The 12,446-nt window shown below is 62.8% G+C and carries 15 protein-coding genes; 8 read left to right on the top strand and 7 right to left on the bottom strand.

Going from position 1 to position 12,446, the window contains the following annotated elements:
* The first annotated feature begins 127 nt into the window (after nucleotides 1-127).
* From ACFOW7_RS10950 to rlmH, 4 genes are read left to right on the top strand one after another with little or no spacing between them, the layout of a single operon-like run.
* The gene (locus ACFOW7_RS10950; RefSeq protein WP_378164071.1) at nucleotides 128-1,294 is read left to right on the top strand and encodes a methyl-accepting chemotaxis protein; all 1,167 of its coding nucleotides are present in this window, start codon (nucleotides 128-130) and stop codon (nucleotides 1,292-1,294) included.
* Complete coding sequence (gene nadD, locus ACFOW7_RS10955; protein ID WP_378164073.1) at nucleotides 1,294-1,953, top strand: nicotinate-nucleotide adenylyltransferase; 660 nt, start codon at nucleotides 1,294-1,296, stop codon at nucleotides 1,951-1,953. The genes ACFOW7_RS10950 and nadD overlap by 1 nt, the downstream gene beginning before the upstream one ends.
* Nucleotides 1,950-2,351: a ribosome silencing factor gene (gene rsfS, locus ACFOW7_RS10960; RefSeq protein WP_378164075.1), complete on the top strand. Its 402-nt coding sequence runs from the start codon at nucleotides 1,950-1,952 to the stop codon at nucleotides 2,349-2,351. The genes nadD and rsfS overlap by 4 nt, the downstream gene beginning before the upstream one ends.
* A gap of 3 nt (nucleotides 2,352-2,354) precedes the next feature.
* Nucleotides 2,355-2,825 (top strand): 23S rRNA (pseudouridine(1915)-N(3))-methyltransferase RlmH, encoded by a 471-nt coding sequence (gene rlmH, locus ACFOW7_RS10965; RefSeq protein WP_378164077.1) that lies wholly within the window; start codon nucleotides 2,355-2,357, stop codon nucleotides 2,823-2,825.
* 448 nt (nucleotides 2,826-3,273) lie between these two features.
* On the opposite strand, the gene ACFOW7_RS10970 is transcribed toward rlmH, so the two are convergent.
* On the bottom strand, nucleotides 3,274-4,179 hold the full coding sequence (locus ACFOW7_RS10970) for a hypothetical protein (protein ID WP_378164079.1): 906 nt from the start codon (nucleotides 4,177-4,179) through the stop codon (nucleotides 3,274-3,276).
* Nucleotides 4,180-4,236: 57 nt separating this feature from the next.
* Between ACFOW7_RS10970 and ACFOW7_RS10975 the strand changes: the two genes are divergently transcribed.
* Complete coding sequence (locus tag ACFOW7_RS10975; RefSeq protein WP_378164081.1) at nucleotides 4,237-4,839, top strand: Maf family protein; 603 nt, start codon at nucleotides 4,237-4,239, stop codon at nucleotides 4,837-4,839.
* 137 nt (nucleotides 4,840-4,976) lie between these two features.
* On the opposite strand, the gene ACFOW7_RS10980 is transcribed toward ACFOW7_RS10975, so the two are convergent.
* Nucleotides 4,977-5,603, bottom strand: a complete 627-nt coding sequence (locus ACFOW7_RS10980; protein ID WP_378164083.1) for a DUF4124 domain-containing protein — start codon at nucleotides 5,601-5,603, stop codon at nucleotides 4,977-4,979.
* Nucleotides 5,604-5,624: 21 nt separating this feature from the next.
* Entirely contained in the window at nucleotides 5,625-6,266 is a 642-nt protein-coding gene (gene pyrE / locus ACFOW7_RS10985; protein ID WP_378164086.1) for an orotate phosphoribosyltransferase, read from the bottom strand.
* Nucleotides 6,267-6,338: 72 nt separating this feature from the next.
* On the opposite strand from pyrE, the gene ACFOW7_RS10990 reads away from it, so the two are divergent.
* Genes ACFOW7_RS10990 through ACFOW7_RS11000 form a run of 3 tightly spaced genes read left to right on the top strand, consistent with a single transcriptional unit; the run spans nucleotide 6,339 to nucleotide 8,891 of the window.
* Nucleotides 6,339-7,112: an exodeoxyribonuclease III gene (locus ACFOW7_RS10990; protein ID WP_378164089.1), complete on the top strand. Its 774-nt coding sequence runs from the start codon at nucleotides 6,339-6,341 to the stop codon at nucleotides 7,110-7,112.
* Between the two features lie 2 nt (nucleotides 7,113-7,114).
* Nucleotides 7,115-8,554: an AmpG family muropeptide MFS transporter gene (locus tag ACFOW7_RS10995; RefSeq protein WP_378164091.1), complete on the top strand. Its 1,440-nt coding sequence runs from the start codon at nucleotides 7,115-7,117 to the stop codon at nucleotides 8,552-8,554.
* Between the two features lie 37 nt (nucleotides 8,555-8,591).
* Nucleotides 8,592-8,891 carry an STAS domain-containing protein gene (locus ACFOW7_RS11000; RefSeq protein WP_378164093.1) on the top strand — a complete coding sequence of 100 codons (300 nt, stop codon included), beginning with the start codon at nucleotides 8,592-8,594 and terminating at the stop codon, nucleotides 8,889-8,891.
* Between the two features lie 100 nt (nucleotides 8,892-8,991).
* Here the strand turns inward: ACFOW7_RS11000 and ntrC are convergent, their stop codons facing one another.
* The 4 genes from ntrC to ACFOW7_RS11020 form a co-directional block, all read right to left on the bottom strand.
* A complete protein-coding gene (ntrC, locus tag ACFOW7_RS11005; protein WP_449252223.1) occupies nucleotides 8,992-10,398 on the bottom strand; it encodes a nitrogen regulation protein NR(I) in 1,407 nt (468 codons plus the stop codon).
* A 19-nt stretch (nucleotides 10,399-10,417) separates the two neighbouring features.
* The gene (gene glnL, locus ACFOW7_RS11010; RefSeq protein ID WP_378164096.1) at nucleotides 10,418-11,470 is read right to left on the bottom strand and encodes a nitrogen regulation protein NR(II); all 1,053 of its coding nucleotides are present in this window, start codon (nucleotides 11,468-11,470) and stop codon (nucleotides 10,418-10,420) included.
* A 148-nt stretch (nucleotides 11,471-11,618) separates the two neighbouring features.
* On the bottom strand, nucleotides 11,619-12,053 hold the full coding sequence (locus tag ACFOW7_RS11015; RefSeq protein ID WP_378164098.1) for a DUF4124 domain-containing protein: 435 nt from the start codon (nucleotides 12,051-12,053) through the stop codon (nucleotides 11,619-11,621).
* Complete coding sequence (locus ACFOW7_RS11020; protein ID WP_378164100.1) at nucleotides 12,050-12,370, bottom strand: YciI family protein; 321 nt, start codon at nucleotides 12,368-12,370, stop codon at nucleotides 12,050-12,052. Before ACFOW7_RS11020 ends, ACFOW7_RS11015 begins: the two co-directional genes overlap by 4 nt.
* Nucleotides 12,371-12,446: the final 76 nt, after the last annotated feature.

Below are 12,446 nucleotides of genomic sequence, written 5' to 3' on the forward strand. Positions count from 1 at the left end.
CGGACCGAGACTCCAGATCAACGGTTCGCCAGCCCATCCGGGCGCCCTTCGTAGCGCGTACAGCATCATCCATTGTTTATCGGGCCGCCTTGCCGGACCCTTACCGCCCACTCGGAGTGGCACGCTTATGCAGAACCTATCCTTCGCCCAACGCGCCTGGTTCGCTTTCATCGTTCTGGCGTTGCTCAACCTAGCGACAGCTGCTGCCGCCAGCAGCGGTGCCAGCAACGCAGTGGTATGGGGCCTGGCAGTCATGGGCGCGTTGGCAGCGCTGATCGGCGGCGGCTGGTGGGTCAGCCGGGCACTGACCGGGATCAGCAAGGTCGAGCACGGTCTGCGTCAGATTCAGGACGGCAATTTCAAACTCGATCTGCACCTCGACAGCAACGACGAATTCGCCGAACTGATCCGCTCGACGCTGTCGCTGAGCGAATCGCTGCGGAGCGTGATCAGCGATGTGACCCGCTCGGCCCGCCAGATCGCCGAGCAGTCGCTCCAACTCGACCGGGCAGCCGAGCATCTGTCCGATCAGACCAATAAACAAACCGAACAAGCCATGCAGGTCAGCGCCTCGACCGAGGAAATGAGCGTCTCGGTAACCGAAATCAGTCGCGCAACAGAAGAAACCGCCAATAGTGCCAACAGTACTCGCGCCATTGTGCAGGAAAACGAAAAAAACATGGCAGAAAGCCTGGCTTCGACCCGGCGTATTGTCGAAGTGGTGGGGGAGGCACGCGCCACCCTCAATGACCTCAATACGGCCGTCGAGCGGATCGGCAGCATCACCACGGTGATCAAGGAAATCGCCGATCAGACCAACCTGCTGGCGCTGAACGCCGCGATCGAAGCGGCACGGGCCGGTGAATCGGGCCGGGGCTTTGCCGTGGTGGCCGATGAAGTGCGCAAGCTCGCTGAGCGCACCGCCACATCGACCCAGGACATCACCAACAACGTCACCAATATCCGGCTGGTCACGCAAGCCACCCTGATGACCATGGACAGCGCCGCCGAAGAGGTCGAGCGCGGCACGGCATCGATCGAAGCCAGCAACAAGAGTCTGCAACAGGTGATGGAAGCGGCTGCAAGCACCGTCGAGATGACCCACCAGATCGCCGACACCCTGCGCCAGCAGACCTCGACTGCCGAGGATGTGGCCCGCACCATCGAGCAGATGGCGTCGCTGATCGACGGCAACAGCCAGAACGCTCGCGAAGTCGCCGGCTCGGCCGACAAGCTGGCGCAGACCGCCAAAGGACTGCATGAACTGATGCGGCGTTTCGAGCGTTCGATCTGATGGTGGCACGGCAAGCCGGCATCGGCATTTTCGGCGGGACCTTCGACCCCATCCATTACGGCCATCTGCGCGCCGCCGAGGAATTCGGCGAAACGCTGGGACTGAGCGAAGTCCGCCTGATCCCCACCGGCGCCCCGCCCCATCGCGGCGGGCCGGTCGCGAGCCCAGCACACCGGCTGGCCATGGCGCAATTGGCGGTAGAAGGCAATCCACGTCTCAAGGTCGATGACCGGGAAATCCGGCGCGACACCCTCTGCTACACCATCGATACCCTGCATGAATTGCGTGCCGAGTTGGGCGAGACGCCGCTTGCCTGGCTGATCGGCGCCGATTCGTTTTACCGGCTGTCGAGCTGGCGGCGTTGGCGTGAGCTGTTCGATCTGGCCATGTTGGCGGTGGCCTGTCGGCCGGGTTTCGATCTCGATGCCTGGCGCGATCATGCCGATCCCGAGCTGCTTGCCGAAGTCCTGCCGAGAATTCAACCACTTACTATACCGGCCACCGTCGAGCGCGGTACAATCGCGCTTTTGCCAACCACGCCGCTCGCCCTGTCGGCCACCGCCATCCGCCAACGCCTTGCCGATCACCGATCGGCCCGCTATCTGGCTCCGGCGGCAGTGCTCGATTATGCCGAGCGGCATTTGCTTTATCGACCATGACCCAAACCAATCTCAGCATCCAACAGATGCGCGACATCGCCGTGGCCGCCCTCGAAGACATCAAGGGTAAGGACATCCTGGCGCTCGATACCACCAAACTGACTTCGCTGTTCGAATGCATGATCGTCGCAACCGGTGATTCCAACCGCCAGGTCAAGGCACTTGCCAATAACGTGCGCGAAAAGCTCAAGGAAGCCGGTGCCGAGATTCTCGGCATGGAAGGCGAACAGACCGGCGAATGGGTGCTGGTCGATGCCGGTGAGCTGATCGTCCATATCATGCTGCCGGCCGTGCGTGACTACTACAATCTGGAACAGCTCTGGGGCGGTCAGAAGCCGGTGTTCAATCCGCTGGGCAAAGCCTGGCAGAGCGCCATCCAGGCCGATCTCGACGACTAAGCCGTGAAGCTGTGGATCATCGCGGTCGGCCACAAGATGCCGGCCTGGGTGGAAAGCGGTTACATGGAATACGCCCGCCGTATGCCGCGTGAAGCGGAAATCAAGCTGGTCGAACTCAAGCCGGAAAAGCGGGCAGCCAATACTTCGGTCGAGCGCATCATGGAAGTCGAGCGCGACCGTATCCTGACGGCACTGCCCGCCAATGCCCGCCGCATTATGCTCGATGAACGCGGTGCCAACTGGACCACGGTCCGGCTGGCCCAGGAACTCAAGACCTGGCAGCACGACGGCCGCGACGTGGCTTTCGTGATCGGCGGTGCCGACGGCCTCCACCCCGATGTCAAGCGCGAGGCCGACCAACTCCTACAGCTCTCGGCGCTTACCCTGCCCCATGGCATGGTCCGCGTCCTGCTCGCCGAGCAGCTCTACCGCGCTGTCACCATCAACCAGGGTCATCCCTACCATCGCGAGTAAACGGCCGGGCCGCTGGCCCGTCCGAATGCTCGATATAAAAAATCCTGCACAAGCATTGCAAGACGGAGTGGACGATATTTAAGAAAATTAAATATTTCAGCCTAAATCCTCTTCTCACCACTATCCCTCCGCTCCAACTCCGGGGCACAAAACCGTCTTCCAGCGAACCTCGCGTCCAGACCCACAACCCCTAGCGCGCATCATCCACCAAGCAAGGTCATGCACCGTTGCCGCTTTTCTCACTCCAGATCGGAATGAAGGCGGTAGTGGCTGAGGGCTTTAGGTCAGATCCACTTTAGCTGGTCGGAGCATTCCGGACGCCGGGTTGAAGGCGGGTCTGAATCAGAGCATTTCCATTTAAATCGGCGTCGCCGCCAAGCCTGGTAGAGCGCTGCACGCCTGCGCTTTGAGGTCCGGACATGCTGACGCCGAATTGGCTGGAAGTGCGCTAGCGCGGCAGACGGAGGCGGCGGGCCAGCTGGCGCAGTGCGGTGATGGTCGCGGCATCGGGTTTGCTGACGTTGCTGGTAAAGCTCAGTTCGATCTGGCGGTCGCCGCGGATAAAGTGGACGCTGGCCCGCTCGCCTTCCGGCGCCTGACAGCGGTAGACGCCATGGGCTTGCAGGCCCAGCTCCTGCAATGCCACCAGATGGCAGCCCCGAGTGGCCGACTGGCGGTGCAAGGTACGCAGCACGGCAGCCGGGTTAGCCGGGGCGTTGCTCAGCTGGAGCGACAGCACGGCGGTGGTTTGCGTGTCATAGATATCGCAGCGTTCTGCCGCCGCGCGCTCGACGATCAAGGTGGCATCGCGCGGAAACAGCCGACGTGCATCGGCAGTCTTGAGCCATTCACACTCGGCTACGGTTTCGGTGGGCGGGGCCGGAGTGAAGAGCCGCCCGGTGAGACCCTGGATGCCGGCCTGGAGCGAGCTGTCCAGTCCGCCCTCGCCCCGATAGTCGATGGCGACCAGTTGCCGGCCCTGCCGCGCCAGCGACAGCGCTTCGAAACGCAGCGCACCTTCCTGGCGATAGGCGAAATGGGCCGCTTCAGCCAGATTGGGCACCGGCCCGCCACTGGGCAGCTGCTGTGCCTGGCGCTCGCTGCGCAGATAGGCCAGCGTGGCGAGGCTGGCGGACGGGTAGTGCTGCCGGCCCAGTGTCAGCCGCTGTGAGCGCAGCGGATTGTCGAAACGACAGGCGGTCGCATCCGCCTCGACCAATCGCCATTCGCCACCAGGCAGCGATTCGGCCAGGATAGCGGGTTCGAGCAGGGTGCAGTCGACAGCCTGGGCCGCGGCGGCGCCCAGGGGCGCCAACAGCAGCGCGAGTTTAAGCAGTGTGTTTTGACGTTCCAAGCGCTATCCTTCCCGACCCGGCGGCCGCCGACTGGCCGCGTTTTCGAGCCGATTTCCATGACTCACAGCAACAAACCCACCATCTACCTTGCTTCGGCCAGTCCCCGCCGCGGCCAATTGCTGACCCAGGTCGGCATTCCGTTCGAGCGGCTGGCCTGCGATATCGATGAAACCCCGCATGAAGGCGAAGCACCGGCGCACTATGTGGTCCGACTGGCCCGCGAGAAAGCTGCCGCAGCGCTGGCCCGGCTGGCGCAAAGCGGCGCCGAGACAAGACTGGTCCTGGCTGCCGACACCACCGTCACGCTCGATGGCGAGATTCTCGGCAAGCCGGCCGACGCTGCGGAAGCCCGGGCGATGCTGAGCCGGCTGTCCGGCAAGCGCCATCAGGCAATGACCGGGGTCGCGGTCGCCGGCCAGGGCCGGATCGAAACCGCGCTGTCGATCAGCGATGTGACCTTTCGTCCGCTTGAACCGGCCGAGATCGACGCCTATGTCGCCAGCGGCGAACCGATGGACAAGGCTGGCGCCTACGGCCTGCAAGGACTCGGTTCGGTACTGGTAGCCGAAATGCGCGGCAGCTTCAGCGGTGTGATCGGTCTACCGCTGAGTGAAACGGTGGAACTGCTGCGCCGGATGGGCTACCCGTTTTGGGGCTGAGGCGACCACCATCGCATGACCCAAGAAAAAACCCGACGAGCATTTTCGTCGGGTTTTTTTGTAATCTATTTATAGCCCGTTGAGGGTATGGCACGGCTTTGGCCATTTTTTATATTTCAGGCAGTGGCGCCTGTTTTTTATTTCTTCTTCAATACCGTATCGCCCTTGAGTTCGACCAGTCGCTTCTTGTCAGCCTCGGCACGTTCGCGGATTTGCCCGATTTCGGTTTCGCGCCGCTTGAGGTTGTCGTTGAGCTTGACCAGCTCCTGCTCGGTTTCGGCGATATTGGCCTGGATATCTTCGGGGATCGGCCGGTTGCGCTTGGTAAAGCGCTCGGTCTGCTTATGCAGCCCTTCGAGCCGCTTGGTGGCCGTTTCGATACGCTGCTTGTCGGCCTGGATCAAGGCTTCGACCTGTTCGATATTGCGATCGCGGATCGCATCGATTTCGGCTGTCGAGGTAAAGCTCTGGGTCAGGGCCTTGTCGCGGCGCTTGGCTTCGGTACGTTTTTGTTCTTCGACCCGCTTCTGCGCTTCTTCGGCTTCGCGGGCGGCGCGCTGCTCAGGGGTCAGATAGCCTTCGACCTGCTTGAGCGGCATGGCGCGCCGGTTCATTTCGGTATGGCCCTTCTGGGTCTGCTGGGCCGGCGGCTTATCGCTGTACTGGACCTTGCCGTTCTCATCCACCCACTTGTAGAGGCGATCACCCGCCTGCGCCGACAGGGCTAGCGCGAAAAACAGGGGGAGGACGAGACGCAGCGACATGATAAGAATTCTCCGTGAGGGTCAGACGACCCCATAGCGTGACCGATAAGCCTCGACCAATTGCAAATTCTGTTCCAGCTCGGGGCGGCCACGCAGAAAATCGATCAGATCGATCAGTTTGGCAATCGCGATCACCGGAATACCGTAGTCAGATTCGACCTCCTGGACCGCCGAGCGTTCGCCCTTGCCACGCTCCTGCCGATCAAGGGCGATCAATACGCCGGCGGGCATGGCGCCCTGGGCGCGGATCAGCTCGACCGACTCGCGCACCGAAGTGCCGGCCGAGATCACGTCATCGATGATCAGTACCCGGCCGCGCAGCGGGGCGCCGACCAGATTGCCACCTTCGCCATGGTCCTTGGCTTCCTTGCGATTGAAGCAGAACGGCACATTGTGACCTTTTTCGGCCAGTGCCACGGCGGTGGTGGTAGCCAGCGGAATGCCCTTGTAGGCCGGGCCGAACAACATATCAAAACTGATCCCGGCTGCCTGAGCGGCTTCCGCATAGAAGCGGCCGAGCTGGCCCACGCTGGCGCCGTCGTTGAACAGACCGGCGTTGAAGAAATAAGGCGACAGTCTGCCGGCCTTGGTCTGGAACTCGCCAAAACGCAGGACGTCGTGTTCCACAGCAAAGGCGATGAAATCGGTACTGGAATAGGACATGGGAATGCAACAGGGACTGGCCGATAAGATTTAATAGCATATCATTCGCGCTTTCAGTCCAGGAAATCGCCGATGCGCATCGTCTCCGCCAACCTCAATGGCATCCGCTCCGCCCATCAGAAAGGTTTTTTCGACTGGCTCGATAGCCATCAGGCCGATCTGGTCTGCGTTCAGGAACTCAAGGCACACGCCGACGACCTGACCGAACGGATGCGCAGCTCAGGCGGGCTGACCGGCTATTTCCACCATGCCGAGAAAAAGGGCTATAGCGGCGTCGGCCTCTACTGCCGCCGTCAACCCGACCGGGTGGTGGAAGGACTGGGCATCGCCGAGATCGATTGCGAAGGCCGCTATTTGCAGCTCGACTTCGGCAATCTAAGCGTGGTGTCGCTCTACCTGCCGTCGGGTTCGAGTTCCGAGGAGCGGCAACAGGTCAAATTCGCCTTTCTCGCCCATTTCCTGCCGCATCTGGAGCAGTTGATCGCCAGCGGCCGCGATGTGGTGCTGTGCGGCGACTGGAATATCGCCCATCGCGAGATCGACCTGAAAAACTGGAAAGGCAATCTGAAGAATTCCGGCTTTCTGCCGGAAGAACGGGCCTGGATTGGCCATCTGTTCGACCGGCTGGGCTGGGTCGATATCTGGCGCCGGCTCTACCCCGAGACGCCCGGCTATACCTGGTGGTCGAACCGCGGCCAGGCTTATGCCAAGGATGTGGGCTGGCGCATCGATTACCAGATCGCCACGCCGGCGCTTGCCGCCCGCGCCCACCGCGCCAGTATCTTCAAGGACAGCAAATTCTCCGACCACGCGCCGCTGACGGTCGATTACCACGGCGACTTCTGATCATGAATGCCTCGCTCTATCTGTCGGTCTTCGGCAATCGGCGCATTGCGGCCGTGATGCTGCTGGGCTTTGCCTCGGGCCTGCCGCTGGCCCTGACCGCCGGCAGCCTGCAAGCCTGGCTGACGGTAAGCGGGCTTGATCTGGTCACGATTGGTTATTTCACGCTGATCGGTCAGCCCTATACCTACAAATTCCTGTGGGCGCCCTTGATGGACCGGTTCGAGCTGCCCTGGCTCGGCCGGCGCCGGGGTTGGATGCTGCTGACCCAGTTGGGCCTCGCTGCCACCGTCTTTGCCATGTCCCTGGTATCACCGCAGCAGTCACCGGGGCTGTTAGCGATGCTCGGTCTGGTGGTGGCCTTTCTCTCGGCCTCGCAGGATGTGGTGTATGACGCCTATCGGGTCGAACTGCTTGAAGAAGCCGAACGCGGCCCCGGGGCGGCGGTCGGGGTGCTGGGCTACCGGCTGGCAATGCTGACTTCGGGCGCACTGGCACTGATCATGGCCGAGCGCTGGCTCGGCTGGCCGGCCACTTACCGGCTGATGGCCGGTTTATTGGCCCTGATGGCGCTGGTGACGCTATGGGCACCGCGCCTGCCCAAGTTCGAGCGGCCACAGACGCCCGCGCGGCATGAGCTGCGCGGCTTTCTGATTCTGCTGGTCGGCGCCGCCGCCGGCTTCTGGCTCGCCCGTGAAGCGCTGACACTACTTGGCGTTCCGCAGCAGGGCAAGGGCTGGGGGCTGGTCTATCTGGTGGGCGAAGTGGTGCTGGCCGCCACGCTGGGACTGTGGGCGGCGCGGCGGGCCGGCTTCCCGGCGCTCAACGCCCCGCTCAACGAATTCTTCAGCCGCCAACACGCATTGGCCTTTCTGGCGCTGATCGTCCTGTATAAGCTCGGCGACGCGTTTGCCTCCAGCCTCAGCACCAGCTTCCTGATCCGCGGCGTGGGCTTCAGCCAGACCGAAGTGGGCGAGGTCAACAAGCTGTTCGGCATGCTGGCCACCGTCACCGGGGCGCTGCTGGGCGGTGCCTGGCTGATCAAACTCGGGCTGTACCGTTCGCTGCTGCTGTTTGGTCTGCTCCAGGCGGTATCGAATCTGATGTACTGGTGGCTTGCCGAGGCCGGTCATGTCTTCGGGCTGATGGTGCTGGCGGTCGGGGTGGAGAATCTCTGCGGTGGCATGGGCAGCACGGCCTTTGTGGTGCTGTTGATGGCGCTGTGCGACAAGCGGTTTACCGCGACCCAGTTTGCGCTGTTGTCGGCTTTTTCGGCTTTTGGCCGGGTCTATGTCGGACCGGCTGCCGGGGTGGCGGTGGAGCAGTTCGGCTGGGCGCCGTTTTTCCTCGGCACGGTGTTGACCGCCGTGCCGGGTCTCGTGTTACTGTGGATGCTCCGGTCCGCGGTCCGGGAACTCGATCAGCCGACCGACCGACCGTCCTAATTGCTTCCCTCTCACCCTAGTCAGCGCGGAACCCGGCATGGAAGCCGTTACCACGATTGCCCGTAATGTCGCCCGCATCGAACTGCGCGGCGAATTCACCTTCGAAGGCCACCGCGCCTTCAAGCTGGCCTGTCAGCAGGTGCTCGATACCGAAGGTGTCGATCATCTCGAGATCGACCTGAGCGGGGTCGATTACCTCGATAGCGCCGCACTGGGCATGTTGCTGCTGCTCAATGAGCGCTTCGGCCATCGCACCATCCGGCTGCTGCGTGCCAAGGGCTCGGTACGCGCCGTGCTCGATATGGCCAACTTCAGCCGGGTGTTCGTGCTCGAATAACGCTAAGAAAATAATCTGCAAAAGCAGTGCAAGGCAAAGAGTCCTATATATTCGTTTTGCACTGTTTCCTGCCTCAGCAACTCCGCTCAGCCCCTCTGCTTCACTCTTCCTGCCACTGTCGCTCCAGGGCCAGTTCCTGGATTTTGCGCGTCAGGGTATTACGCCCCAGCCCCAGCCTCTCCGCCGCCTCGATCCGTTTACCGCCGGTGGCCGCCAGCGCATGGAGGATCAAGGTCTTCTCGAACTGCCGGGTCAGCTCGTCGATAAAACCGCGCTCCCCCTGACGCAGCCGCCGATCGGCCTCGGCCCCCAGCAGCGCCAGCCAGTCGCCGCCTTCACGCAGCGGCAAGGCGGTGTCGCCCCGTAGTTCGGGCGGCAGGTCGGAAGGGCCGACGGTCTGGCCCGGGGCCATCACGGTGATCCAGTGGCACAGGTTTTCCAGTTGGCGCACATTGCCCGGAAAGTCGAAGGCAGCGAGCCGCTTCATCGCGTCCTCGCCCAGGCGCTTGGCCTCGACGCCGAGTTCACGGGCCGAGCGGGCCAGGAAGTGGCGGGCCAGCAGCGGAATATCCTCGTGCCGCTCACGCAATGGCGGCAGACGCAGCCGGATCACATTGAGCCGGTGGAACAGATCCTCGCGGAACAGGCCCTGGCGTACCCGTTCTTCGAGTGCCTGATGGGTGGCGGCAATCACCCGCACATTGGCCTTGATCGGGGCATGGCCGCCGACGCGGTAGAAATAGCCGTCGGACAGCACGCGCAGCAGCCGGGTCTGCAACTCGGGCGGCATATCGCCGATCTCGTCGAGAAACAGCGTGCCGCCTTCTGCCTGCTCGAAGCGGCCGGCACGCTGGGCCTGGGCGCCCGTGAAGGCGCCGCGTTCGTGGCCGAACAGTTCGGATTCAAGCAGATCGCGCGGAATCGCTGCCGTATTGATGGCCACAAAGGCGCGACCGGCACGTGGACTGTGCCGGTGCAGGGCACGCGCGACCAGTTCCTTGCCCGACCCCGATTCGCCGGTGATCAGCACTGTCGCCGACGATTGACTGAGCCGGCCGATGGCGCGGAAAACCTCCTGCATGGCGGCAGCCTGGCCGAGAATCTCGGGCGACTCGTCCGGCACCGACTCGACGCCTTCATGGCGCGAACTTTCATCCATGGCCCGCCGCACCAGCGCCGTGGCATGGTCGATATCGAAGGGCTTGGGCAGGTAGTCGAACGCCCCGCCCTGGAAAGCCGCCACGGCGCTTTCCAGGTCGGAATGGGCAGTCATGATGATCACCGGCAGTTCAGGCAGCCGGCTCTTGAGCCGGGCCAGCAGTTCGAGCCCCGATTCGCCGGGCATGCGGATATCGCTGACCACCACCGAGGGCCGGTCGCTATCGAGCGCTGCCAGCACCTCGGCGGCCGAGGCGAAACTGCGGAACTCGATATGTTCGCGGGTCAGCGCTTTTTCCAGCACCCAGCGTATCGAACGGTCATCGTCGATGATCCAGACGGGTTTCATGGCAGGCAGTCGTCCAGGGTTAGGTTTCATCGCGCCAGCCGTTGAGCGGCAGCGTCAGGATAAAGGTGGTGCGGCCCGGTTCCGATTCGAACTCGATGGCGCCGTTGTGCTGTAGCACGAAGGTATGGGCCAGATGCAGGCCGATGCCGGTGCCGCCCGGACGGGCCGACACCAGGGGATAGAACAAGGTATCGCGGATCTGCTCAGGGACACCGGGGCCGTTGTCGGCAATCTCGACCCGCAAGGCCAGCGGATAACGGCGCCGGTTCAGCGTGACCTGACGGGCGATCCGGGTACGCAGCACGATTTCACCGGCACCCTGCATGGCCTGCACCGCATTGCGCACGATATTGAGCACGGCCTGGATCAATTGCTCCTTGTCGCCATAAAGCGGCGGCAGGCTGGTGTCGTAGTCGCGCCGGACCGCAAGGCCGTTGGGCACTTCGGCCAGCACCACGCTGCGTACCCGCTCGAGCACTTCATGGATATTGAGTTCGGCCACCTGCGGCAGCCGGTGCGGCGTCAACAGCCGGTCGAGCAGGCTCTGCAAGCGGTCGGCCTCGTCGGTGATGACCTGGGTGTATTCGCGCAAAGCCGGGGTGGACAGCTCGTGACGCAGCAACTGCGCCGCCCCCCGGATACCGCCCAGCGGATTCTTGATCTCGTGGGCCAGATTGCGGATCAGTTGCCGATTGGCCTGCTGCTGTGCCGCCAGCCGTTCTTCGTTGGCGATCTTGCGCTGCTGGTCGGTCTGACGGAATTCGAGCACCACCAAGGGCGGCGGCGTATCGATATGTTTGACGGTGAAGCTGACGTGGATGGTATTGCCCAGCCGCAGCGCCAGGGCCACATCGTGTTCGGTCACGCTGGCGTTCTGTTTCTCGGCCGCATCGAGCGCGGCGAGGATTTCCTGCGGCTCGGAGAAACAGGCCGATAGCGGCCGGCCCAGGGTTTCACGCGCGTTCAGTTCGAACAGCGTCTCCGCAGCCGGGTTGAGATAGCGCATGGTGCTGGCTTGATCGAGCACCAACACGGCGGTTTCCAGCAGTTCGAGTCCGGAAAAGTTGAGCATGATCGGGCCGGGGAAGAGGTCGAACCAAGCCTAGCAATTCATGGACCAATTCGCGAGCAATAAAAAACCGCCTGACAAATCAGGCGGTTGCGTTTGGTTTGCTGCACACGGCGCAGTGAACAAGTCATTACCGCACCGTTTTGGTGCACTACTTGATGCGGTTGATTTCCTTTTGCAGCATCTCGATATTCTTTTCGCTGTGCATCATGTCGTCGCGCAGCTTGGCCGCCCGCTCGGGCGTGGCCTTGCTCAGTTCGGTACGGGCCTGTTCGAGCAGACGCTGTTCGCTGGCCATTTCATCCTGTAGCAGTTGGCGCCGGTTGAGATCACGGCTGCGCTGGGTGGCACTATCGACCTTGGGGAAATCGGCCGGCGAGGGATTGGCGCTGGCACGGCTGCCACCACTGCTGCTGCCACCGCTGCGCGGGGCCGGGATGCTGCCCGGCAGACCGCTCATATCGATGCGCTTGGCGCCTTTCATCGGCACATTGGAATAGGTGACACGGCCTTCGGCATCGACATGCTTGTAGATGTCGGCCATGGCGACGCAACTCAGCAATAAGGCTAGCAGGGCGCGTTTCATGTGCGGACCTCCGGGAGCGCCGGCGCCAACAGCGCGACGCGATAAGGGTAGACCTCGACCGAGACCACGCCGGCCGCGACCGCGGGATCGGCCGCGGCAAATGCCTGGGCGGCGGCCTGATCATCGGCGCGGAACACGGCGATGCCAAAACCGCGCTCATCGACTTCCAGGGTACGGCCCGCCAGGATCAGACGGCCGTCCTGTAGCGCTTGCGACAGATAGTCAAAATGGGCCGCCATCACCGCTTCCTCTGCGGCGGTCAGGCCGTTGCGCAGCATATCGGGACGGACGGGGCGGATCAGGTAGAGATACTCCATGACATTGGCTTAATAAGAATTGCTCGGCATCTTACCATGGTAGGCCGCTAAGTGACTGGCCGCGCTGGTGATTCGG

The sequence above is a fragment of the Chitinimonas lacunae genome (assembly GCF_042650885.1).
In the GTDB taxonomy this organism is placed as follows: Bacteria; Pseudomonadota; Gammaproteobacteria; order Burkholderiales; family Chitinimonadaceae; genus Chitinimonas_A; species Chitinimonas_A lacunae.